This is a genomic window from Burkholderiales bacterium (assembly GCA_015075645.1).
Lineage (GTDB): Bacteria > Pseudomonadota > Gammaproteobacteria > Burkholderiales > Casimicrobiaceae > VBCG01.
The window spans coordinates 62,043-83,630 of record JABTUF010000007.1 but is presented as its reverse complement, the minus strand read 5'-3'; the positions used below and the strand labels follow the sequence as shown (position 1 = coordinate 83,630).

General features: G+C 70.9%; 22 protein-coding genes, 1 tRNA gene and 1 pseudogene. 14 read left to right on the top strand and 10 right to left on the bottom strand.

Annotated elements, in window-relative coordinates:
• Positions 1-22 precede the first annotated feature (22 nt).
• Both HS109_18110 and cobA read left to right on the top strand, forming a co-directional pair.
• Complete coding sequence (locus tag HS109_18110) at positions 23-346, top strand: hypothetical protein (GenBank protein MBE7524280.1); 324 nt, start codon at positions 23-25, stop codon at positions 344-346.
• A complete protein-coding gene (gene cobA, locus HS109_18105; GenBank protein ID MBE7524279.1) occupies positions 306-1,256 on the top strand; it encodes a uroporphyrinogen-III C-methyltransferase in 951 nt (316 codons plus the stop codon). The genes HS109_18110 and cobA overlap by 41 nt, the downstream gene beginning before the upstream one ends.
• A gap of 49 nt (positions 1,257-1,305) precedes the next feature.
• Here the strand turns inward: cobA and HS109_18100 are convergent, their stop codons facing one another.
• On the bottom strand, positions 1,306-1,995 hold the full coding sequence (locus tag HS109_18100) for a response regulator (protein ID MBE7524278.1): 690 nt from the start codon (positions 1,993-1,995) through the stop codon (positions 1,306-1,308).
• Entirely contained in the window at positions 1,992-3,212 is a 1,221-nt protein-coding gene (locus HS109_18095; GenBank protein MBE7524277.1) for a hypothetical protein, read from the bottom strand. The genes HS109_18100 and HS109_18095 overlap by 4 nt, the downstream gene beginning before the upstream one ends.
• A gap of 475 nt (positions 3,213-3,687) precedes the next feature.
• Between HS109_18095 and sat the strand changes: the two genes are divergently transcribed.
• Positions 3,688-4,911 (top strand): sulfate adenylyltransferase, encoded by a 1,224-nt coding sequence (gene sat / locus HS109_18090; protein MBE7524276.1) that lies wholly within the window; start codon positions 3,688-3,690, stop codon positions 4,909-4,911.
• A gap of 99 nt (positions 4,912-5,010) precedes the next feature.
• Here sat and HS109_18085 read toward each other — a convergent pair whose 3' ends face one another.
• The gene (locus tag HS109_18085; GenBank protein ID MBE7524275.1) at positions 5,011-5,517 is read right to left on the bottom strand and encodes a metallophosphoesterase family protein; all 507 of its coding nucleotides are present in this window, start codon (positions 5,515-5,517) and stop codon (positions 5,011-5,013) included.
• 81 nt (positions 5,518-5,598) lie between these two features.
• On the opposite strand from HS109_18085, the gene HS109_18080 reads away from it, so the two are divergent.
• The 3 genes from HS109_18080 to HS109_18070 all read left to right on the top strand — a co-directional run bounded on the left by HS109_18080 (position 5,599) and on the right by HS109_18070 (position 7,929).
• Positions 5,599-6,591 (top strand): sulfite exporter TauE/SafE family protein, encoded by a 993-nt coding sequence (locus tag HS109_18080; protein MBE7524274.1) that lies wholly within the window; start codon positions 5,599-5,601, stop codon positions 6,589-6,591.
• 71 nt (positions 6,592-6,662) lie between these two features.
• Positions 6,663-7,091 (top strand): hypothetical protein, encoded by a 429-nt coding sequence (locus HS109_18075; protein MBE7524273.1) that lies wholly within the window; start codon positions 6,663-6,665, stop codon positions 7,089-7,091.
• A 10-nt stretch (positions 7,092-7,101) separates the two neighbouring features.
• Positions 7,102-7,929: a universal stress protein gene (locus tag HS109_18070; GenBank protein MBE7524272.1), complete on the top strand. Its 828-nt coding sequence runs from the start codon at positions 7,102-7,104 to the stop codon at positions 7,927-7,929.
• Between the two features lie 73 nt (positions 7,930-8,002).
• Here HS109_18070 and HS109_18065 read toward each other — a convergent pair whose 3' ends face one another.
• Positions 8,003-8,632, bottom strand: coding sequence for a carboxymuconolactone decarboxylase family protein (locus HS109_18065; GenBank protein MBE7524271.1), 630 nt, complete (start codon positions 8,630-8,632; stop codon positions 8,003-8,005).
• Between the two features lie 199 nt (positions 8,633-8,831).
• On the opposite strand from HS109_18065, the gene HS109_18060 reads away from it, so the two are divergent.
• Positions 8,832-10,397 (top strand): MFS transporter, encoded by a 1,566-nt coding sequence (locus tag HS109_18060; GenBank protein MBE7524270.1) that lies wholly within the window; start codon positions 8,832-8,834, stop codon positions 10,395-10,397.
• Between the two features lie 33 nt (positions 10,398-10,430).
• On the opposite strand, the gene HS109_18055 is transcribed toward HS109_18060, so the two are convergent.
• The 6 genes and pseudogenes from HS109_18055 to HS109_18030 all read right to left on the bottom strand — a co-directional run bounded on the left by HS109_18055 (position 10,431) and on the right by HS109_18030 (position 14,850).
• Positions 10,431-10,514: transfer RNA gene (locus HS109_18055), tRNA-Leu, on the bottom strand.
• Positions 10,515-10,674: 160 nt separating this feature from the next.
• Positions 10,675-11,691 (bottom strand): annotated as a pseudogene (locus tag HS109_18050) (IS630 family transposase).
• Entirely contained in the window at positions 11,673-12,944 is a 1,272-nt protein-coding gene (gene ispG / locus HS109_18045; protein ID MBE7524269.1) for a flavodoxin-dependent (E)-4-hydroxy-3-methylbut-2-enyl-diphosphate synthase, read from the bottom strand. The pseudogene HS109_18050 and the gene ispG overlap by 19 nt, the downstream one beginning before the upstream one ends.
• A gap of 505 nt (positions 12,945-13,449) precedes the next feature.
• Entirely contained in the window at positions 13,450-13,710 is a 261-nt protein-coding gene (locus tag HS109_18040; GenBank protein ID MBE7524268.1) for a DUF2249 domain-containing protein, read from the bottom strand.
• Positions 13,711-13,753: 43 nt separating this feature from the next.
• Entirely contained in the window at positions 13,754-14,572 is an 819-nt protein-coding gene (locus HS109_18035; protein ID MBE7524267.1) for a ferredoxin--NADP reductase, read from the bottom strand.
• Positions 14,560-14,850 carry a DUF2249 domain-containing protein gene (locus HS109_18030; GenBank protein MBE7524266.1) on the bottom strand — a complete coding sequence of 97 codons (291 nt, stop codon included), beginning with the start codon at positions 14,848-14,850 and terminating at the stop codon, positions 14,560-14,562. Before HS109_18030 ends, HS109_18035 begins: the two co-directional genes overlap by 13 nt.
• 128 nt (positions 14,851-14,978) lie before the next feature.
• Here HS109_18030 and HS109_18025 point away from each other — a divergent pair, with 128 nt between their 5' ends.
• From HS109_18025 to HS109_17995, 7 genes are all read left to right on the top strand, one after another.
• Positions 14,979-15,452 (top strand): Rrf2 family transcriptional regulator, encoded by a 474-nt coding sequence (locus HS109_18025; GenBank protein MBE7524265.1) that lies wholly within the window; start codon positions 14,979-14,981, stop codon positions 15,450-15,452.
• A 66-nt stretch (positions 15,453-15,518) separates the two neighbouring features.
• On the top strand, positions 15,519-18,413 hold the full coding sequence (locus tag HS109_18020; GenBank protein ID MBE7524264.1) for a monovalent cation/H+ antiporter subunit A: 2,895 nt from the start codon (positions 15,519-15,521) through the stop codon (positions 18,411-18,413).
• Complete coding sequence (locus HS109_18015; protein MBE7524263.1) at positions 18,413-18,778, top strand: Na+/H+ antiporter subunit C; 366 nt, start codon at positions 18,413-18,415, stop codon at positions 18,776-18,778. Before HS109_18020 ends, HS109_18015 begins: the two co-directional genes overlap by 1 nt.
• Complete coding sequence (locus HS109_18010; GenBank protein ID MBE7524262.1) at positions 18,775-20,421, top strand: monovalent cation/H+ antiporter subunit D; 1,647 nt, start codon at positions 18,775-18,777, stop codon at positions 20,419-20,421. Before HS109_18015 ends, HS109_18010 begins: the two co-directional genes overlap by 4 nt.
• Complete coding sequence (locus HS109_18005) at positions 20,418-20,900, top strand: Na+/H+ antiporter subunit E (protein ID MBE7524261.1); 483 nt, start codon at positions 20,418-20,420, stop codon at positions 20,898-20,900. Before HS109_18010 ends, HS109_18005 begins: the two co-directional genes overlap by 4 nt.
• Complete coding sequence (locus HS109_18000; GenBank protein ID MBE7524260.1) at positions 20,897-21,175, top strand: K+/H+ antiporter subunit F; 279 nt, start codon at positions 20,897-20,899, stop codon at positions 21,173-21,175. Before HS109_18005 ends, HS109_18000 begins: the two co-directional genes overlap by 4 nt.
• Positions 21,172-21,510, top strand: coding sequence for a Na+/H+ antiporter subunit G (locus HS109_17995; GenBank protein MBE7524259.1), 339 nt, complete (start codon positions 21,172-21,174; stop codon positions 21,508-21,510). The genes HS109_18000 and HS109_17995 overlap by 4 nt, the downstream gene beginning before the upstream one ends.
• The last annotated feature ends 78 nt before the right edge of the window (positions 21,511-21,588 follow it).

Genomic DNA, 21,588 nt, shown 5'->3' with positions numbered 1-21,588 from the left:
GCCACCCGCGGCGGGAGGAACGATGATCACCGTCACCCCGAGCGCGGCCCGGCAGATCAGGATCGCGGCGACGAAGGCCGATGCCGACGAACTCGGACTGCGCATCGCCGCGCGCCGGGACGAGCAGGGTGCGCTGCACTACGCGATGGGTTTCGACGAGTCGCGCGAAGGCGACGTCGTCGTTCCGTCGGAGGGCATCGCGCTCGTGGTCGCCCTGAACCAGCGCGACCTGCTCGAAGGCATGACCCTCGATTACGTCGAGTACGAGGCGGGAGATTTCCGCTTCATCTTCATCAATCCGAACGATGCGTCCGGTCCGGAAGACGGCAGCCGTGGCCATGGCTGAGGGCAACCGACCGGCGCGCAAGCGCCGACGTTCCGCGAAACACGCGAGCGGGTCCCGCGCCGAGACGGCCTTGCCGGCCGCGGCTCGGCCCGACGGACCGAGAGCGACGGATTTCGCGTTGGCGACGCGTGCCGCAACGCCGAAGGCCCGGGGCCCCGCCGGCGAGGTCTACCTCGTCGGAGCCGGGCCCGGCGATCCCGAGTTGCTGACGCTGCGGGCGCTGAAGCTGATGCAGCGCTCGGAAGTCGCCCTCTACGACCACCTGATCTCGGACGGGGTGCTCGCGCTCTTGCCGCCGTCCACCGAGCGCGTGTACGTGGGCAAGGAGCGCGGCAACCACACGATGCGGCAGGAGGAGATCAACGCGCTCCTCGTCGCTCTCGCGCAGCAAGGTCGGCGCGTGCTGCGGTTGAAGGGCGGCGACCCGTTCACGTTCGGCCGCGGCGGCGAGGAGATCGACAGCCTCGCGGCCCATCGGATCCGGTTCGAGGTGGTGCCGGGCATCACCGCGGCGCTCGGGGTGGCCGCCTACGCGGGCATCCCGCTCACCCACCGCGACCATGCTCAGGCGTGCCTGTTCGTGACCGGACACCTGAAGGACGGCACGATGGATCTCGACTGGACGGCGCTCGCACGCCCGCGCCAGACGATCGTCGTCTACATGGGCCTGACCGCGCTCCCCGCGCTGTGCGAGCGCCTGGTCGAGCACGGCCTGCCGGCGTCGACGCCGGCCGCCGTGGTCCAGCAGGGCACCACGCGCGATCAGCGCGTCGTGACCGGGACGCTCGCGACGCTCGCGGAAGACACCGCGCGCGCGAAGCTCCGGGCGCCGACGCTCGTCATCGTCGGCAGCGTCGTGAAGCTGCGCGACCGGCTGAACTGGTTTCGCGCCGATGCGCGTACACGCTGACCACCGCCGGTGCGGGACACGTGGCGGGCACGTGTCGGGCACCGGGGCGTCAACCGGACGCCTGGTGCGACGGGTCGGCCTGCTCGGAAGCCACCCGGTGTTCGACCGCGAACACCGCGGCCTCGACGCGCGAGGTGAGCCCGAGCTTCGACAGGATGTGGCGCACGTGCAGCTTGACGGTGTCGTGACTGATCGACAGCGCCTGCGCGATCGCCTTGTTGCTCTTGCCCGACGACAGGTGCTGCAGGATCTCGCGCTCGCGCTCGGTCAACTGCCGGATGTAGCCCTCGCGCGAGCGGGGCTTCGTCTCCCCCGGCAGCAGCATGTCCACCAGCTTCACCGCCATCGTCGGGGCGACGACGACCTCGCCCCGGGCGGTGCGCCGGATCGCGTCGACCACGTCGTCGGGATCCATGTCCTTCAACAGGTAGCCGCGGACGCCGGCGCGGAACGCGCGTGCGAGGTCGTCCTGCGAGTCGCTCATCGTCAGCACGACGACCGGCGTCTCGATGCCCTGCTCGCGCATGAGCGCGAGCAGCCGGAAGCCGTCGACCGGGGCCATGCGCAGGTCCATGATCGCGAGATCCGGCTTCGTGGTCGAAAGCAGGCGCACGGCATCGTCCGCCGTGCCCGCGGTTCCGAACACCCTGATCCCCGCGCGCTGCTCGAGGAGTTCGGCGAGCCCCCGGCGGCACAGGCTATGGTCGTCGATCAGGACGACACTGATCGGTTCGGTCACGTCCGACTCTCCTCCAGGTTCACGGCCGTCGCCGGCGCGCGCCCGACCTGCTCGGGCAAGGGGCGCCCGGCCCGGGTTTCCGTCGCGAGGAACGGTGGCATCGGCAGCACCGGGCTCGTCGCGGGGAAGGTCAGCCGGACGCGCGTGCCGCGCACCGGCGCCGGTTCGATCGACACCGCGCCGCCCAGCCGGAGGGCACGCTCGCGCATGATGTCGATGCCGTAATGGCCGCGCTCGTCCACTGTCGCAGGTGTCCCGGGCAGGCCCACGCCGTCGTCGTCGATGACGATCGCGTAGCCGCCCGCCACGCGGTCCAACGTCATGGTCGCGTGACGCGCGTGCGCGTGCCGGGTCACGTTGGCGAGGGCCTCCTGCACGATGTGGAACACGTCGACCTCGCGCTCGGGCGCGATCCGGAACCCGGACACGCGGTTCACGAACGACAGCTCGACCCCGGTGCGGTCGTCAAACCCCGCCGCCAGGGTGCCCAGCGCGTGGACGAGCCCTTGCGGATCGATCCGGCTGCGGAAGCTCGTGATCAGCTCGCGCACGCGCTCGTGCGCGTTGGAGAGCGAGTCGTCGATGTCGGCCCAGTACTTGAACGCGCGCAGTTCGTCGTGCTGGCGGATCGCGTCGGACAGGAGGCGCATCCTCATCCGCATGTAGGTCAGCCCCTGCGCGATCGCGTCGTGAACCTCGCCGGCCATCCACTGCCGTTCGTGCATGAGCCGCGCGCGAAGCACCTCGTCGGCCAGGCGCGCTTTCTCGAGCGAGATGCCGATGAGGTCACCGGCCGCCTGCAGCATCGCGGGCATGCCGGCCGGGAGTTCGCACGGTGCGTCGAAGACCAGGTCGAGCATGCCGACCTGCGCTCCCGCGTGGTGCAGCGGGACCACGAGGACGTGACGGCAGACCGATTCGAGTCGCCGTGCCGGGAGCCGCTCGTCGTGGCCGCAGAGTGCCTCGCGAACGCAGGCGCTCGTCGGGTCGGAGGATTCAGCGCAGCGGCCGCACCAGTGCGCGAGCACGCCCTGGCCCGCGGACGTCCCCGGACGTTGCCCGGTCACGACGATCGGCACCATGCCGGTGGCGTCGGTCTTCGACACCCGGATCGCGCCACCCGCGGCCCCGGCGAAGTGGACCACCGCGTCGAGCATCGGGGCGATCGCGTCCAGGAGCGTGGTGTCGGCCTCGACGCCCGAGTCGCCTCCCGGCACCGGCAGACCCTTCGGGGCACTTCCCGGCGGGGTGCCTGGAGCTGCCCGATCGAACCTCCCCCGATGCGCGTCGAATTGCGTTTCCGCCATCCCGTTGTCTCCTGCGTCCCCGTGATCGCGCGTCCGGACGAGCGCGCTGCGCGGCCTCGAACTCCGAGGTTCCCGCGGGACGACGCTCCAACACTAGCACGGTCCGAGCCCTTGGAGTCGCGAGGGCTCGAGCGCCCCGGTCCACGACCCCCGTGGCCGGACGTCGGTCGGCGCGCTCGCCCGCGACCGGCGTGCCCGCTTTTCCCGAAAGGGCGCCACGACGGACGAGATGCGTCCGCTCCGGGGAAAGTCAAGGCGCGCTCCACGTCGACTATGATCGGGTCTTCCTGCCCGCACGCGTGCCGCGCGGGCATTCGCATTCCAACGAAACGGCCGCCGCCGCGGGAACCGCGGCGCCCCGGCCTCGCGCAGGGAGGAAGTGTCGATGTCTCTGGTTGACCCCCACGGGGGCCGCGGCCTGTGTCCGCGGCTCCTGACCGGCGAGGCGCTCGCCGCGGAACGTGCGAAGGCGGCGTCGCTGCCGAAACTGACGGTCAGCTCGCGCGAGAAGGGCGATCTCGTGATGCTCGGCATCGGCGGGTTCACGCCACTCGACGGGTTCATGACGCGCGCCGATTGGCAGGGCGTGTGCGACCGCATGACGACGGCGGATGGCCTGTTCTGGCCGATCCCGATCACGCTCTCGGCCGATGCCGCGTTCGCCGGCGCGATCGACGTCGGGCAGGAGATCGCGCTCGTCGATCCCGACGACGGAGCGCCGCTGGCGACGATGCGCATCGCCGAGAAGTACGCGATCGACAAGGCGCACGAATGCACGGCGGTCTTCCGCACGACCGATGCCGAGCATCCGGGCGTGGCGATGGTGATGGCGCAGCCGGAGGTGAACCTCGCCGGCCCGGTCAAGGTGCTGTCGACCGGCGGGTTCGCGGAAGCCTATCCGGAATTGTTCATGACGCCCGCGCAGACGCGCGCGCTCTTCGAGTCGCTCGGCTGGAAGTCGATCGCCGCGTTCCAGACGCGCAATCCGATGCACCGGTCGCACGAGTACCTCGCCAAGATCGCGATCGAGATCTGCGACGGCCTCCTCGTGCATTCGCTGCTGGGCGCGCTCAAGCCCGGGGACATCCCGGCCGCCGTGCGGACCAGGGCGATCGCCGTGCTCGCCGACCGCTACTTCGTGAAGAAGACCGTCGTGCAGGCGGGTTATCCGCTCGACATGCGCTACGCCGGGCCGCGGGAAGCGCTGCTGCACGCGGTGTTCCGGCAGAACTACGGCTGCTCGTACCTGGTCGTCGGCCGGGACCACGCGGGCGTGGGCAAGTACTACGGGCCGTTCGACGCGCACCGCATCTTCGACGAGGTGCAAGACGGTGCATTGCAGATCCGTCCGCTGAAGATCGACGTCGCGTTCTGGTGCTACGAGTGCGGCGGCATGGCCTCCGGGCGCACCTGCCCGCACGGCGATGCGGACCGGCTGCAGGTCTCCGGCACGCAACTGCGCAAGTGGATGTCCGAGGGCCAGCCGGTTCCCCCCGAGTTCAGCCGGCCCGAGGTGGTCGAGGTGCTGCGCGAATACTACGCCGGACTCGCCGCGTCGGCGTCCGCGGGATCGGTGCCGTCCGCGCATGCGGCGCGACGGATTTCCTGAACGGTGAGGCCGGTGGCCCGCCGCACGACACGGCGGTACCGCTCCCTCACCACCGCCGGGAAACGGGGCCGCCGGCCGGGAGTGCGCTTGCGACGGGCGTCAGCCGTGGCGGATTTCGAAGGTCAGCGACGCGAGATCGCCGAGCATCCACGTGGCCGGGGCGCCGAGCCCGGCCACGGTGCCGGGATTGACGAACCAGGTCCTGCCGCCGGCGATGTTCGGCTGCTCGACGATCAGCGCCTCGTGCGAGTGCCCGCAGCAGACGACGTCGTAGTCGCCGGTGCAGGCGAGGGCGCGGCCGTAGTGCGGGTAATGCGTCGCGAAGATTCGGCGGCCGGCGAGATTCAGGTCGGCGTCGGCGCCGTGGTAGGTGAGTTGGCCCTGCGATGCCGCGGCGATGCGGCAGAGCATCGGGATGTCGCCCAGGTTGTTGCCGTGGACGAGATGCACCGGCAGGCCGAGTTCGAGCATCGGCCGCAGCGTGTTGCCGCCGATGAGGTCGCCGCAGTGGATCACGACCTCGGCGCCCTCGGCCTTCGCGATGGCGACGGCCTCCGCGAGCCGGGGCGCGCGGTCGTGGCTGTCCGACACGATGCAGACCTTCATGCGGCACCGCCCGCGGCGTGGTCGGAACAACCGATCGGGTCGGACCTGCGGTGGCGGTGCACGGGCGCGAACAGGGCGAACATGGGCGTGGACGAGGTGCGAGGGCGCCTGCATTGTGCACCAATCCCGCGCGGCGGCGTCGATCGCCGGATCGTCGTCGGCGTGAACGGAATCGTCGCTTCCGTCCTGCTGTGCGTCGCCGCGCCGGCGTTCGCCGCATCCGGCACTGCCGACGCCGCGTGGTGGGTGTGGCCGCTCGCGCTCTTCGTCGTGTGCTTCCTGCTCGGCATCGTGGCCGTGCCCGCGGGCGTCGGCGGCGGCGTGCTGTTCGTGCCGATCGTCTCCGGCTTCTTTCCGTTCCACATCGACTTCGTGCGCGGCGCGGGGCTCCTCGTGGCGCTCGCGAGCGCGTTGGCCGCGGGGCCCAACCTGCTGCGCGCCGGGCTCGCCGACCTGCGTCTCGCGCTCCCGCTCGCGCTCCTGGCATCCGCGAGTTCGATCGCCGGCGCGATGATCGGCCTCGCGATGCCGGCGCAGGTGGTGCAAGTCTCGCTGGGCCTGACGATCCTCGCGATCGTCGCGCTGATGGCGACGGCGAAGAAGTCGGAACTGCCGGACGTTCCCGCACCCGATCGGTTGTCCGCGGCGCTCGCGATCCACGGCGTCTACCGCGACGCCGCGAACGGGAGCGTCGTGCGCTGGCAGGTGCATCGCACGCCGGCGGGGCTCGTGCTGTTCACCGGCATCGGCGTGCTGGCGGGCATGTTCGGACTGGGCGCCGGCTGGGCCAACGTCCCGGTGCTCAATCTCGTGATGGGCGCTCCGCTCAAGGTCTCGGCCGGCACGTCGGGATTCATCCTGTCGCTGGTGGACTCGGCGGCGGCATGGGTGTATCTGAACGAGGGCGCGGTGCTCGCGGTGGTGGCCGTGCCGTCGGTGATCGGCATGATGCTGGGTGCGCGCATCGGCGCGAGGCTCCTCACGGTGATGCGGCCCGTCGTCGTGCGCAGGCTCGTGCTGGGTCTGCTGCTGTTCGCCGGCGGCAGGGCGCTGCTGAAGGGGTTCGGCATCTGAACGCGCGCCGCCCGGCGTTCCGGCGGGCGTCGTGCATGCGACGGCGGGTCTTGAGGTGAACGGAGGAAGCGATGGCCGATGCGACAACAAACGAGACCGCCGCGCCGCGCTCCGAGCAACTGCGCTACGCGCGCGTCCTCGACCTGTCGACCAGGGCGGGATTCTTCGTGCTCGTCGCGGGGTTCGTGATGCACATGCTGGGCTGGCTGGAATCACACGTCCCGGTCGAGACGTTGCCGCGCGTGTGGGGCCTGCCGCTCGCCGAGTACATCGCGCGCACCGATACCCCGACCGGCTGGGCCTGGTTCGCGCACCTGCACAAGGGCGAGTTCGCCGGACTCGCCGGTATCGCCGTGCTGGCCGGCTGCTCGGGCCTGTGCCTCGCGGCGGTGGTCCCGCTCTACGCCCGCCGGGGCGATCGCGCGTACGCGTTCTTCTGCACCGCGGTGATCCTCGTACTGCTGCTGGCCGGCTCCGGGATACTCACGGCGCGGCACTGACGGGACCGCCATGCCGCTCGCCTGCGCGCGCCCGCTCCTCGCGACCGAGCACACGGAATTCGACGCCGGTGCGGAACGCATCGCGCTCGATCTCGCGCGGGCGCGAGGCGTGTCGCTGGCGGTCGTCGTGCCCATCGTCAGCAACAGCGAACTCGAAGCGATCGCGCCCGGACTCGTCGCGCGCGGGGAGTCGCAGGTGCGCGAACGTCTCTCCGCGCTGGAGGCCGAAGCCACCCGCCAGCGGGTGATGCTCGACATCCGGGTGCGGCGCGGCGAGGAGCCGTGGCGGGAGATCGTCGCCGAAGCGAAGGCTCGCGACGCGGATCTGATCGTGATCCGTCGCCGCGGCAAAGTGAGCTTCCTCGCCAACCTCCTGGTCGGCGGCATGGTCGGCAAGGTCGGGACGTCCGCGCCCTGCGACGTGCTGATGGTGCCGCGTGCGGCGTCGCTGTGGAGGACGCGCGTGCTCGCCGGCGTCGACGGCACGCGCGCTGGAGCCGCGGTGGCGCGCGCGGCCGCGCAGGCGGCCGTGGCCGCCGGATTGCCGTTGACCGTGGTGTCGGTCGCGGCGCACGACACGCCGGCCGATCGCGCGGCCGCGGAGGCCGCGGTGTCGGCGGCGGTGGCGGTCGCCTCGGGCGAGGGGGCCGCCGTCGAAGGCCGTGTCGCGGTGGGCAAGCCCGCGGAGGCGATCGTGTCGCTGGCGTCGGCGGCGGGAGCGGACCTCCTCGTCGTCGGCCGCAGCGACCCGTCGGCGCACGACCGCCTGCATTTTGGCAGCACGGCCGAACGGGTCGTCGGGCTCGCGGCCGGAGCGGTGCTCGTCGTGACGACCTGAGCGACCCGCGGCTGACCCCCTCGCTGCGCCCGGAGCCTTTGCGCGGCCCTGCGCCGACCAGCGCGTCGGCGCGCTACCAGTACGCGTGCAGGCGCTGCCGCTCGACCCGATGCGGGAATTCGGTGAGCGGCCGGTCGCCCTTCGCGATGCAGCGGCCGCTCGCGATGTCGAACGCCCACTGGTGCTTCGGGCAGGTGAGCGTCGTGCCGGCGAGCGCGAGGTGCGGGATGTTCGTCGCCTCGTGCGGGCAGAGGCTGTCGTAGACCTTGACGAGGTCTCCATCGCGGTGCACGAAGAGGCCGCGTCCGTCGCATTCGAGGCGCGTCGTGCCGGCCTTGACGGCGCCGATCGGCGCGATGTCGTGCCAACGCGCGGCCTCGGGGGCGGGGGCTCTCGCGAGGCGGAATTCCGGCAGGTCCATCGCGAGGATCACGTCGACCGCCCAGACGATCTTCGCGAGTCCGAGCGCCGGGAACGCGATCAGCAGCGCGTCGAGGATCTCCTCGGCCGTCGCGCCCTCGCGCAACGCGCGCTTCAGGTACTGGCGCAGCCCCTTCTCGGTCTGGGCGTGCACCTTGGTGATGACCGAGATCAGGTTGCGCGTCTTCGGGTCGAGGCGCGAGCCGGCGTCCTTCATGAACGCGAAATACGCGCCCATCGCGTCCGGGCGGGCCTGCATCAGGTAGGTCAGCGCGTCGCTCATCGTCGTGGAGGTGGGCCCTGGAGTGGTCGAGTATACAAACGGCTGCAGTCCGCAGGCCGGTGGTTCGAGGTCGAGCCCATGCGATCGGGACGCCCGCTCCCGCGTTCCGTGGTCGAGCCCGCGCTAGACTTCGACGTGGCGCACGCCTGCGTGCCCCGGCGACGCGCCCGCCACGACCGTGAAGCACGCGCCCTCCCGCATGTCCGAATGCCCTCCGCACGCATCGCCCGCACCGTCGAGCGACCCGCTCCCGGGTCCGGAGCGGCCATGGATCCTCGCCGCGCTGATGATGACGATGATGCTGGCGGCGATGGACACGACCATCGTGTCCACCGCCATCCCGCAGATCGTCGGCGACCTCGGCGGATTCGCGCTGTTCGGCTGGGTCTTCTCGATCTACCTGCTCGCGCAGACGGTCACCATTCCGATCTACGGCAAGCTCGCCGACATGCTCGGACGCAAGCCGGTGCTGATGGTCGGGATGGCCATCTTCCTCGCCGGCTCCGCCGCGTCGGCGCTGTCGTGGAACATGCCCGCGCTCGTGGTGTTTCGCGGCCTGCAGGGCCTGGGCGCCGGCGCGATCCTCGCGACCGTCTACACGCTGGCGGGCGACCTCTACTCGGTGCGCGAGCGGGCGGCGATCGAGGGCTGGCTCTCCAGCATGTGGGCGGTGGCCGCGATCGTCGGACCGCTCCTGGGCGGCGCGTTCGCCGAGTATCTGTCGTGGCGCTGGATCTTCCTCGTCAACCTGCCGGTGGGCGCCGTGGCGCTGCTGCTGCTCGCGCGGTACCTGCACGAGCACGCGCCGCGCCAGCGTCATCGCATCGACTACGCCGGCGCGACCCTCATGCTCCTCGCGGGGAGCGCCGTGATCTTCGCGCTGCTGCAGAGCGGGCAGGCGTGGCCCTGGTGGTCGGAGGCGAGCCTCGCCGCGTGGTCGATCGCAGTGCTCCTGGTCGTCGCCACCGTCGCCGTCGAACGGCGCGCGGCGGAACCCATCGTGCCCGGATGGCTGTGGCGCCGCCGGACGCTCGCCTGCGCCAATCTCTCGATGGTCGGGATGGGGATCGTCATGATGGGTCCGAGCACCTACCTGCCGACCTACGGCCAGTCGGTGCTGGGCCTCGGCCCGATCGCCGCGGGCTTCGTGCTCGCGACGATGAGTCTGGGCTGGCCGACGGCGTCCGCGCTTTCCGGAAGGCTCTACCTGCGGATCGGATTTCGCGACACCGCGCTCTGCGGCGCGGTCCTTGTGCTCGCTGCCACCGCAGGGTTCCTCGCGCTTCCCTATCCGGGCAACGTCTGGCTGGTCACGCTCGACCAGGTCGTGCTGGGCGCCGGATTCGGGCTCCTGTCGACGTCGATGCTCGTCGGGGTGCAGTCGACCGTCACGTGGCGCGATCGTGGCGTCGTGACCGGAACCAACGTGTTCGCGCGCTATCTGGGCGGGAGCCTCGGCGCGGCGCTGTGCGGCGCGATCTTCAACGGCGCGATCGCGCGCGAACTGGAGCGCGCGCCATCGGCGTTGCACGGACAACTGCCGCAGCGGATAGACGCCGTGGTCGAGACGCTGCAGCGCCACGAGGCGGCGGGCGCGGCCGCAGCGTACCTGCGCCAGGCCATCCACGCGGCCACGCATCAGGTCTACGTCGGCCTTGCGGTGGTCGCCGTCGCCACGCTCGCGGTCGTGCTGTGGACGCCGCGCACGTTCGCGCCGGCGCACGAAGGCGCGGCGCCCGCGGCGAACCGTCCGCCTTCGTCCTGACGCGCGAACACCGCGCGGCCTCGCGCGATCGCATGGTGCCCGGGGCAGGACTCGAACCTGCACGGCTTGCGCCCGCGGATTTTAAGTCCGCCGTGTCTACCGTTCCACCACCCGGGCGTCGGCGCGACGCGCCGATGCGCGATGCGGCCGGTCAGATCGCCTTGACGCCGATCGTCCTGCGCTCGGGACGTAAATGCGGCGCCGGTTCCTCGCCGCCCCAGGTGGCGCGCACGTAGTTCACTGAAACGGAAGAATCGGCGTGATATCGACGTCTGGAATTGTCGTACTTCCACTTGATGGGCCGAGCGTCCTTGTTGTACTGGCGGATGAATCGCATGATTTTCTTGTCGAGATCCTTGACGCTGGTGAACACGCCACGGGTGATGACACTGCGCTGGATGCGCGAGAACCAGTTCTCGACCTGGTTGAGCCACGACGAGTAGGTGGGCGTGTAGTGCATCTGCACATTCGGGTTGGCCTGCAGGAACGCACGCACCCGCTCGGTCTTGTGGCTGCTGACGTTATCGCAGATCACATGGATTTCCCGGTCGGCCGGTTGCGAAGCCTTGATCTCTTCGAGAAAGGTGACGAACTGCTCGCTGGTGTGGCGGGCGGCGGTCTTGCCGATCACCTCGCCGGTGCGGGTATTCAAGGCAGCGAACAGACTCAGCGTCCCATTGCGCTTGTACTCGAAGCCGTGACTCTCGGCGCGCCCCGGGGAGAGCGGCAGCATCCGGTCCTTGCGGTCGAGGGCCTGGATCGCCGTCTTCTCGTCGACGCTGAACACCGCCGCGTGCTCGGGCGGGTTGAGGTACAGGCCGATCACGTCGGCCGCCTTGGTCTCGAAATCCGGATCGTTGGACATCATGTGGCGGCGCAGCCGATGCGGACGCAGACCGTGCTTCTGCCAGATGCGCTGCACGCTCATGAAGCTGATGTCGCCCAACTCGGCCGCGAGCTTGCGGTTGCTCCAGTGCGTCGAGCCGTCGCGCGGCGTGCGCTTGAGGGTGTAGTTGAGCACTCGCGCCTCGATCTTCTCGGCCGGCTGGCGCGGCGCGCGTCCCGGGTAGTACGACACCAGTCCCGGCAACCCCTGTTCGGCATAGGCACGGGTCCAGCGGGTAATGAAGCCGTCGTTGCACGCCAGTTTGTCGCGGATGTCCACCCGTCGCTCTCCCGCCGACCACAACAAGATGCAGCGCGCCCGACGCACCACCGCCGCACTGCCGTGGCGCGAGCGCGTCAAAGATTGCAAATCCGCCCGATGTTCTTCGCTCAAAGTGATTCGTTCCATACCCCATCATGTGGGGACAATACATCCGATTTCAATGATTCAATGAAGTAGTCGGCGACGATCGTGCCGAACTCCTCGGCGATGCGCTCGCCCTTGAGCGTGACGGTCTTCTGGCCGTCGACGTACACCGGCGCGACCGGCGTCTCGCCGGTGCCGGGCAGGCTGATGCCGACGTTGGCGAGCTTCGACTCGCCGGGACCGTTGACGACGCAGCCCATCACGGCGACGGTCATCGTCTCGACGCCCGGGTAGCGTTCCCGCCAGTCGGGCATCTGCGCGCGGAGCCACGACTGGATCGACTGCGCGAGTTCCTGGAACACGACGCTCGTCGTGCGGCCGCAGCCGGGACAGGCCGACACCAGCGGCGCGAACGAGCGCAGTCCCATCGTCTGCAGGATCTCCTGCGCGACGACGACCTCGCGCGTGCGGTCGCCGTTGGGTTCGGGCGTGAGCGAGACGCGGATGGTGTCGCCGATGCCCTGTTGCAGCAGCACCGCGAGCGCCGCGGTCGACGCGACGATGCCCTTGCTGCCCATCCCGGCCTCGGTGAGGCCGAGGTGGATCGGGTAGTCGCAGCGGCGCGCGAGGTCGCCGGTTACCTCGATCAGGTCCTGCACCGCGCTCACCTTGCAGGAGAGGACGATGCGGTCGCCGGGAAGGCCGATCGACTCGGCCAGCGCGGCACTCTTGAGCGCCGAAGTCACGAGCGCCTCGCGCATCACGGCGGCTGCGTCGCGCGGTGTCGCGCTGGCCGCGTTCTCGTCCATCAGCGCGGCGAGCAGCTCCTGGTCGAGGCTCCCCCAGTTGACGCCGATGCGCACCGGCTTGCCGTGCTCGATCGCGCGCTCGATCATCGTCGCGAACTGCGTGTCGTGGCGCTGCCCCTTGCCGACGTTGCCGGGATTGATGCGGTACTTCGCGAGCGCCTGGGCGCAGGCGCGGTTCGAGAGGAGCTTGTGGCCGTTGAAATGGAAGTCGCCGACGAGCGGCACCTTGCAGCCCATCGCGTCGAGGCGGTCGCGAATCGCCGGGACCGCCTCGGCGGCCTCGGCCGTATCGACCGTCACGCGCACGAGTTCGGAGCCCGCGTCGGCGAGCGCCTTCACCTGCGCGGCGGTCGCCGCGGCGTCGGCCGTGTCGGTGTTGGTCATCGACTGGACGACGATCGGCGCGCCGCCGCCGATCGCGACGCCGCCGACGCGCACGGTGCGCGTGCGGCGATGAACGATACCGGGCCTGCTGCCTCCGCTCATGCGTGGATGGGTCGTCGCGATGTCCGGTGTTCGGGGCGGCGGCGAATTCTAGCATCGCGCCTCGCAGCCGCCCGGACGGCAGCAATCCCCTGTCGTCCGCATGGTCAGGCTCGCGGGCATGTTGCTGCAAGCCGTCGGGCTGGAGTCCAGCCCGACGACAGGGAACAGGAGTCAGAGGACAGAAGACAGAGGACAGTCGCGCCTGCGATTCCGGTGGCGGTGCATCGAGCGCCGGGAAGCTTCTTTCGTGGGTCGGCCTTGTGGGTCGGCCTTCAGGCCGACGCATTTCTTCTGCATCGCCACGGACCCCGTCGGGCTGAAGCCCGACCCACCACCCCCACGTAGGTCGGCCTTCAGGCCGACGCGGTTGCAGCGAAATGTACGTGTCGGGCTGAAGCCCGACCCACAGAGGCTGAAGCCCGACCCACAGAGGCTGAAGCCCGACCCATAGAGGCTGAAGCCCGACCCATAGAGGCTGAAGCCCGACCCACAGGCAGGGTGCGATTCAGCGCTTGACGAAGTCGATCACGATCGCGCCCGGCTCGCGCTGCCGATATTCGATCGAGACGCGCTCGCCGTAGCGCGCCGCGAGCTGGTCGAGGAGCGGCAGCGGATCGTGGTCGTTGACGAAGCGCATCGTCTCGCCCGGGTGCAGGGCGTCGAGCGCTCCGAAGATCGCCGCGTGGCGGAAGCGCTTGGCGATCGCGCGCGCGTCGAACGGGTAGATCGCGTCGGGCGACAGGTGCAGGTGCGGGGCTTGGCTCATCGAGTCCTCGTCTATGGGAAGGGGGCGGCCGCGGGCCGCCGGTTCAGGAACGGCTGGTCCAGTAATTCTCGAAACTCATCTGGCCGGGGGCATTGCGCCGCGTCGGCCGGAATCCGCGCGCGGACAGGCGCTGGCGCATCGCCTGCGCGAGCGCCGGATTGCCGCAGGTCATCACGCGCGCGTGTTCGGCCTCGATTTTCGCGCCGGCGGCATCCTCCAGTCTTCCGTCGTCGAGGAGGTCTGGAATCCGCGACGCGAGCGCGGTGGCTCCCGGTTCGCGCGTGACCACCGGAACGAAGGTGAGTTTCGCGGGTCCGGGCGCGGACGCAGGATCCCGCTCGTAGCTTGCGACTTCGTCCGCCGGAACGAGTTCAACCGCGGTGCGCACGCTCAGCACGACGACGATGCGCTCGAACGCGCGCCATACGTCGGGGTCCTGCAGGATCGACAGGAACGGCGCGATGCCGGTGCCGCTCGCGACGAGCCACAGGTCGCGTCCCGGCGCGAGCGCATCGACGGTGAGGAAGCCGAAGCTCGCGCGCTCCACCTGCGCGGCGTCGCCCGTCGCCGCGCGCGCGGCGAGCGCCGAGAAGGCGCCGCCGGGGACGAGCGTGCACAGGAAGTCGAGGTGCGCCGCGCTCGCCGCGGACGCGATCGACAGCGGGCGCACGACCATGCCGTCTGCTCCCGCGAGTCCGACGCGCGCGTAGTGGCCGGGCGTGAAGCGAAACGATGCGCTCCTCGACAGTCGCAGCGACACGAGCGCGTCGGTCCAGCGGCGGACCGCGAGGACCGTTTCGCGCGTCGCGCGCGCCGCCCCGGAGGGCGCGGCGGGGCGTTCGGGCAGCGTCAGTGGTTGCACTGGCAGCCGCGGGGCTCCGCCACCGCGGTCGGAGCCGCACCGGCCTTCCCGATCGCGACGCGCCAGACCTCCGGGCCCTGCTCGAGGTACTCCCAGGTGAACTCGGCGGTCGACTCGGCCTTGAACTGGTAGTAGAGCGGTTTCGGATCGTGGTCGTTGACGAGCACGAGCATCTCGCCCGGCGCGAGGGCGTCGAAGGTCCTGAAGATGAGCGGATGGCGCTCGCGCGGGATGATCGAGCGGACGTCGAGCGTCGGGGTCGTGGCGGTCGTGGTCATGGCAGGCTCCGGTGAGGGGCCGGCGGGCGGGGCGCCCACGCGGACCTTGGAACAGGTAGAATGGATACACCTTCAGTGTACCGCCGCGCCACATTTGAAGCAATATTCTTGATGCATCTTAACCGCCGATGCGCCTGACCGGATTCTCCGACTACACGCTCCGGGTGCTGATGTACCTCGCGCTCGACCGTGACCGCCTCGCGACGATCCCCGAGATCGCCGCGGCCTACGGCATCTCGCGCAACCACCTGATGAAGGTGGTCCAGCACCTCGGACAGACCGGCACGGTCGAGACCGTCCGCGGCAAGGGGGGCGGGCTGCGCCTGGCGCGACCGCCCGCGTCGATCCGGATCGGCGAAGTCGTTCGGGCCGCCGAGGGCGACGTCCCGATCGTCGAGTGCCTCTCGGACGACGAGGGCACCTGCGCGATCGCCCCGGTGTGCCGGCTGCGCCGGGTGCTCGTCGACGGCTTCGACGCGCTCTACGAGCACCTCGACCGCACCACGCTCGCCGACCTGGTCGGCAGCGGGCGGCCGCTCGCGAACGTGCTGAAAGGTCCTGTCCGACCCGCTGCCGTTCGCGTCGCCGCGTCGCGCCGCTGACGCGCTCGGCACTCCTCCCGGACCGGCGCGCCGCCGGATCCGGTACCCCGTCGTACACTGCGGGCCATGTCGCTCGTCGTCCTGCTCGCGCTCCCGTTCGCCGGGAGCGTCCTGGCCGCGCTGTTGCCCACGCACGCGCGGACGCTCGCCGCGAGCTTCGCCGGACTGGTCGCGCTCGCCTGCGCGGCGGGCGTGGCGGTCCTCTTCCCGGAAGTGCGCGCCGGGGGCGTGGTTCGCGAGTCGTTCGCCTGGATGCCCGGCGCAGGCGTCGCGTTCACCGTTCGGATCGACGGCTTCGCGTGGATGTTCGCGCTGCTCGTGACCGGTATCGGCGCGCTGGTGGCGCTCTACGCGCGTTACTACATGTCACCCGCCGATCCGGTGCCGCGCTTCTTCGCGCTGTTCCTCGCCTTCATGGGCGCGATGCTCGGCGTCGTGCTCGCGGGCGACCTCGTGATGCTCGCGTTCTTCTGGGAGCTCACGAGCCTCGTGTCGTTCCTGCTGATCGGCTACTGGCACCACCGCGCCGACGCGCGCCGGGGCGCGCGCATGGCGCTCGTGGTCACCGGCACCGGCGGGCTCTGCCTGCTGGCGGGCGTCCTCGTCCTCGGCCGCATCGTCGGCAGCTACGACCTCGACGCGGTGCTCGCCGCGGGCGAACGCATCCGCGCGCACGACCTCTATCCGGTGGCGCTCGTCCTCGTGCTCGCGGGCGCGCTCAGCAAGAGCGCGCAGTTCCCGTTCCACTTCTGGCTGCCTCGCGCGATGGCCGCGCCGACGCCGGTCTCGGCCTACCTGCACTCTGCGACGATGGTGAAGGCGGGCGTGTTCCTGCTGGCGCGGCTGTGGCCCGCGCTCGCCGGGACCGAGGCGTGGTTCTGGATCGTTGCCGGCGCCGGCGCGTGCACGCTCCTCCTGTGCGCGTACTTCGCGATGTTCGAGCACGATCTCAAGGGCCTGCTCGCCTACTCGACGCTGTCGCACCTCGGGCTCATCACGCTGCTCCTCGGCCTCAACAGTCCGCTCGCGGCGGTGGCGGCCGTGTTCCACGTGATGAACCACGCGACGTTCAAGGCGTCACTGTTCATGGCGGCGGGCATCGTCGACCACGAGACCGGCACGCGCGACCTGCGCCGACTCTCGGGCCTCTACCGGGTGATGCCGATCACCGGGACGCTAGCACTGGTGGCGAGCGCGGCGATGGCGGGGGTGCCGCTCCTCAATGGCTTCCTGTCGAAGGAGATGTTCTTCGCCGAGACGCTCTTCCTCTCCGCCCATCCCGGCGTCGAGTGGGCGCTGCCGGTGATCGCGACGCTGGCCGGCGCGTTCGCCGTCGTCTACGCGTTGCGCTTCTCGGTCGACGTGTTCTTCGGAGCGCCGGCGCACGACCTGCCGCGCGAGCCGCACGAGCCGGTGCGCTGGATGCGCCTGCCGATCGAACTGCTGGTCCTGGCCTGCCTCGTCGTCGGCATCGCGCCCGGGTGGTCGGTCGGGCCCGTGCTCGCCGCGGCGGCGGCGCCGGTGGTCGGCGGCGCGCTGCCCGGGTACAGCCTCGCGCTGTGGCACGGGTTCAATGCGCCGCTCGCGATGAGCGTCGTCGCGATGATCGTCGGCATCCTCGTGTGGCGCCGGCTCGGCCCGCGCTTGCGTCGCGGGGCGATCGAACCTGCTCCGCTGCTCGGTCGTTTCGACGGAGCGCGCGCGTTTCGCGCGGCGATGGCCGCGGTGCCTCGCGCCGCTCGCGTCGTGCTCCGGTGGACCGGGACCGCGCGGCTGCAGGCGCAACTCGCGTGGGTCGTCGTCGTCGCCATCGCCGTCGTGGCGACGGCGTTCGTCGGACAGGCGTTCGACTGGGGCGATCGGCCGCGCGTGCCCGCCGAACCGGCGTTCGCGCTGATGTGGGCGGTCGGCATCGCGTGCGCGCTCGGCGCCGCGGTGCAGGCGAAGTTCCACCGGCTCGCGGCGCTGATGCTGGTGGCTGGCGCGGGCCTCGTCACCTGCATCACCTTCGCGTGGTTCTCGGCGCCCGACCTCGCGCTCACCCAGCTCGCGGTCGAGGCGGTGACGACCGTGCTGTTCCTGCTGGGACTGCGCTGGCTGCCGCAGCGTCTGCCGCGGCCCGGAGACAGGCGGACGTTCGGGACGCACCTGCGCCACGTCCGCGACTTCATGATCGCGCTCACGTCGGGCGCGGGACTCGCCGCGCTCGCCTATGCGATGCTGACGCGGACCTCGCCGCAGAGCATCTCGCCGTTCTACCTTCAGAACGCGCTCCCCGGCGGCGGCGGCACGAACGTCGTCAACGTGATCCTGGTCGACTTCCGGGCGTTCGACACGATGGGCGAGATCACGGTGCTCGCGGCGGTCGCGCTGACCGTGTACGCGCTGCTGCGCCGCTTCCGGCCGCCGCGCGAGAGCGCCGCGCTGCCCAGGCAGCAGGACCTGCCGGCCGATCTCGCCACCGATCTCGCCTCGACGCGGGAGGCGCGCGACATGGCGGTGGGCTACCTGATCGTGCCCTCGGTGCTGGTGCGGCTCGTGTTGCCGATCGCCGTCGTGGTCGCCGTGCACCTGTTCATGCGCGGGCACAACCAGCCCGGCGGCGGGTTCGTCGCGGGGCTGGTGGTCGCCATCGCGCTGATCGCGCAGTACATGGTGGCGGGCACGCGCTGGGTCGAGGCGCGGATGAACCCGCACCCGGCCAGATGGATCGCCGGCGGGCTCGCGATCGTGGTCGCGACCGGCGCGGGCGCCTTCGCGCTCGGCTATCCGTTCCTCACCACCCACTCCCCGCACTTCGACCTGCCGTGGCTGGGCGAGGTCCACGTGCCCTCGGCGCTCTTCTTCGACCTCGGCGTGTTCGCGACGGTGATCGGCGCGGTGCTGCTCGTGCTGATCGCGCTCGCGCACCAGTCGATTCGCGCGCCGGCGCGATCCGGCGACGCGGCGGGGCCGCGCTGATGGAGATCGTCGTCTCGCTCGCGATCGGCACGCTCGGCGGAGCGGGCGTCTGGCTCGTCCTGCGGCCGCGCACCTTCCAGGTCCTGCTCGGACTCGCGCTTCTCTCCTACGCGGTCAACCTGTTCATCTTTTCGATGGGGAGCCTCTCGATCGACGCCGAGCCGATCGCGGTCGCCGGGCGCGCCGCGGACCTGTGGCACTACACCGATCCGCTGCCGCAGGCGCTCGTGCTGACCGCGATCGTGATCGGCTTCGCGATGACGGCGCTGTTCCTCGTCGTGCTGCTCGCGCTGCGCGGCTACGCCGGGTCCGACCACGTCGACGGTACGCGCGACGAGACGGCTACGGACGAGGAGGGCCGATGAGCGGGGCCGCCGCGCATCTCGTCGTCGCCCCGATCCTGATACCGCTGGCGGCCGCGGCGCTCATGGTGGCGCTGCGCGAGCGCCGTCGCATCGATCGTGCGCTGGTGAGCGTCGTCGCGTCCGCCGCGTCGTTCGCGGTGGCGATCGCGCTCGCCGTCGCGGTCGATCGCGACGGCGCGATCGCGGTCTACCTGCCGTCGAACTGGCCGGTACCCTTCGGCATCGCGCTCGCGGTCGACCGGCTCTCCGCGCTGATGCTGGCGCTCGCCTCGTTCCTCGGACTCGCGTCGTCGGTCTACGCGAGCGCGCGATGGCAGCGTGCCGGCGTGCACTTCCAGCCGCTGTTCCAGCTCCTGCTGATGGGACTCCACGGCGCGTTCCTGACCGCCGATCTCTTCAACCTGTTCGTGTTCTTCGAGGTGATGCTCGCCGCGTCCTACGGACTCTTGCTGCACGGCTCGGGGCCGGGCCGGGTGCGCGCCGGATTGCACTACCTCGCGATCAACCTCGTCGGCTCGACGCTGTTCCTCGTCGGCGTCGCGATGCTCTACGGCGTGACCGGCACGCTCAACTTCGCCGACATGGCGGTCGAGTTCTCGGCCGTTCCGGTGCCGGACCGCGGCCTGCTCCACGCCGGCGCGGCGGTCCTCGCGGTCGCGTTCCTGGTGAAGGCCGCGATGTGGCCGCTGGGCTTCTGGCTCGTCCCGGCGTACGCGGTGGCGAGTCCGCCGGCCGCGGCGGCGTTCGCGATCATGACCAAGGTCGGCATCTACGCGCTGCTGCGCTTCGGCTCGCTGCTCCACGCGGGACCCGAGGTGCAGCTCGACCGCTTCCTCGCGGCGACGCTCCTCGCCGGCGGGCTCGCCACCCTCGCGTTCGCGACCCTCGGGATGCTGGCGTCGCAGCGGCTCGCGAAGCTCGCCTCGTTCGCGATCGTGGGTTCGTCGGGAACCTTGCTCGCGGCGGCCGGATTCGGCGAACCCGCGGTCACCGCCGCGGCGCTCTTCTACCTCGCGGTTTCGACGCTGGCGGCGGGCGCGCTCTTCCTGCTGGTGGAGTCGGTGGAGCGTAGCGATGTGCCGGAGACCGAAGCCGATCTCGTCGACGAGGCCTCCACGTTGCCGTTCGCGCTCGACCGCCTCGAGATTCCGGCCGGCGTCAACCTCGACGACGACGAGGAGGCGCTCGTCGGGAAGGTGTTCCCGCCCACCGCCGTGTTCGTCGGTCTCGCGTTCATGGCGAGCGCGCTCCTCGTGGCCGGACTGCCGCCGCTCGCGGGCTTCCTCGCGAAGGTGGCGATGCTCGGTGCGGTCCTCGGAGGCGGCGCGCTCGCGGAATCGAGCCTGCCCGGCGCGACCTGGATGTTCCTGACGCTCGTGATCGTTTCCGGACTCGCCGCGATGCTCGCGCTCGCCCGCACCGGCATTCGTCACCTCTGGGCGGCCTCCGGCCGGGGCGCGCCGCAGGTCCGCGTCGTCGAGGGCCTGCCGATCGCGCTCCTCGTCGCCGCGGGCCTCACCGCCGCGATCGCCGCGGGTCCGGCGATGCGCTTCGCGGGCGACACCGCCGCGTCGATCCACGACGCCACCGGCTACATCGAAGCCGTCCTGTCGGCCCGCGTCGTCGGAGGAGCGCCGCGATGAGACGGCTCCTTCCCGCGCCGCTCCTCTCGGTGGCACTCGTGGCGCTCTGGCTCGTGCTCAATCCGCCGCTTTCGCCCGCGACCGTCGCGATGGCGGTGCTCGTGGCGCTGGTCGTGCCGATCGTCACCGCGCCGCTGCGCCCGGTCCGCGCGCGCATCCGCCGCCCGCTCGTCGTGACGAAGCTCGTCCTGCGCGTCGGACTCGACATCCTGGTGTCGAACGTGCAGGTGGCGCGCGCGCTCCTGCGACGCGAAGGTCCGAGGAGCGGCTTCGCCACCATTCCGCTCGAGCTTTCCGACCCCTCGGGCCTCGCGGCGCTCGCGATCATCACGACCGGCGTGCCGGGCACCGTGTGGATCGAACTCGCGCGCGACCGCCGCACCGTTCGCCTGCACGTGTTCGAACTCGACGACCACGCCGCGTTCGTCCGCGACTACAAGGAGCGCTACGAGCGCCCGCTCCGGGAGATCTTCGAATGAGCCCGATCCTCGCCGGCGCGATCGACATCGCGCTCGCCTGCTACGCGCTCGCGATGGCGATCGCGCTCGTGCGCCTGCTGCGCGGCCCCTCGGCCGAGGACCGCGTGCTCGCGCTCGACTTCATCGTCGTCGCCGGGATGCTCGCGCTCCTCACCGTCGGCATCCGCCACCAGAGCGGCATGGTGTTCGAGGCCGCGCTCCTGATCGCGCTCACCGGATTCGTCACCTCGGCGGCGCTCGCCAAGTTCCTGCTGCGCGGCGAGGTGATCGAGTGAGCGGCGTGCCGGCCTGGGTCGAATGGGTGACCGCCGCGCTGGTCGTGGCGAGCGGGCTCGCCACCGTCGTGGCGTCGTTGGGGGTCGTGCGGCTCGCATCGTTCTTCGACCGGATGCATCCGCCCGCGCTCGCGAGCTCGTTCGGCACCTGGGCGGTGGTCGCCGCCTCGATCGTCTACTTCTCGGCGCTCGAAGGCGTTCCCGTCCTCCACGCGTGGGTGATCCCGATCCTCCTCGCCATCACGGTGCCGGTCACGACGGTGCTCGTCGCCCGCACCGCGATCTTCCGCCGGCGCCGCCGCGGAGCGGATCTCCCGCCGCCGCTCTCCGGCTGACGACGGGTAAAATGCGTCCGGACGGAGGATTCCACGGCCACGGCGCACGCCGCGAACCGGCCGGCGGATGAACCTGCA

Bases quoted from the DNA above. Each gene is read 5' to 3' on its own strand.
- HS109_18110 (MBE7524280.1), top strand. From the start codon at position 23: ATGATCACCGTCACCCCGAGCGCGGCCCGGCAGATCAGGATCGCGGCG.
- cobA (MBE7524279.1), top strand. From the start codon at position 306: ATGCGTCCGGTCCGGAAGACGGCAGCCGTGGCCATGGCTGAGGGCAAC.
- sat (MBE7524276.1), top strand. From the start codon at position 3,688: ATGTCTCTGGTTGACCCCCACGGGGGCCGCGGCCTGTGTCCGCGGCTC.
- HS109_18085 (MBE7524275.1), bottom strand. From the start codon at position 5,517: ATGAAGGTCTGCATCGTGTCGGACAGCCACGACCGCGCGCCCCGGCTC.
- HS109_18080 (MBE7524274.1), top strand. From the start codon at position 5,599: ATGGGCGTGGACGAGGTGCGAGGGCGCCTGCATTGTGCACCAATCCCG.
- HS109_18075 (MBE7524273.1), top strand. From the start codon at position 6,663: ATGGCCGATGCGACAACAAACGAGACCGCCGCGCCGCGCTCCGAGCAA.
- HS109_18070 (MBE7524272.1), top strand. From the start codon at position 7,102: ATGCCGCTCGCCTGCGCGCGCCCGCTCCTCGCGACCGAGCACACGGAA.
- HS109_18065 (MBE7524271.1), bottom strand. From the start codon at position 8,632: ATGAGCGACGCGCTGACCTACCTGATGCAGGCCCGCCCGGACGCGATG.
- HS109_18060 (MBE7524270.1), top strand. From the start codon at position 8,832: ATGTCCGAATGCCCTCCGCACGCATCGCCCGCACCGTCGAGCGACCCG.
- ispG (MBE7524269.1), bottom strand. From the start codon at position 12,944: ATGAGCGGAGGCAGCAGGCCCGGTATCGTTCATCGCCGCACGCGCACC.
- HS109_18040 (MBE7524268.1), bottom strand. From the start codon at position 13,710: ATGAGCCAAGCCCCGCACCTGCACCTGTCGCCCGACGCGATCTACCCG.
- HS109_18030 (MBE7524266.1), bottom strand. From the start codon at position 14,850: ATGACCACGACCGCCACGACCCCGACGCTCGACGTCCGCTCGATCATC.
- HS109_18025 (MBE7524265.1), top strand. From the start codon at position 14,979: ATGCGCCTGACCGGATTCTCCGACTACACGCTCCGGGTGCTGATGTAC.
- HS109_18020 (MBE7524264.1), top strand. From the start codon at position 15,519: ATGTCGCTCGTCGTCCTGCTCGCGCTCCCGTTCGCCGGGAGCGTCCTG.
- HS109_18015 (MBE7524263.1), top strand. From the start codon at position 18,413: ATGGAGATCGTCGTCTCGCTCGCGATCGGCACGCTCGGCGGAGCGGGC.
- HS109_18010 (MBE7524262.1), top strand. From the start codon at position 18,775: ATGAGCGGGGCCGCCGCGCATCTCGTCGTCGCCCCGATCCTGATACCG.
- HS109_18005 (MBE7524261.1), top strand. From the start codon at position 20,418: ATGAGACGGCTCCTTCCCGCGCCGCTCCTCTCGGTGGCACTCGTGGCG.
- HS109_18000 (MBE7524260.1), top strand. From the start codon at position 20,897: ATGAGCCCGATCCTCGCCGGCGCGATCGACATCGCGCTCGCCTGCTAC.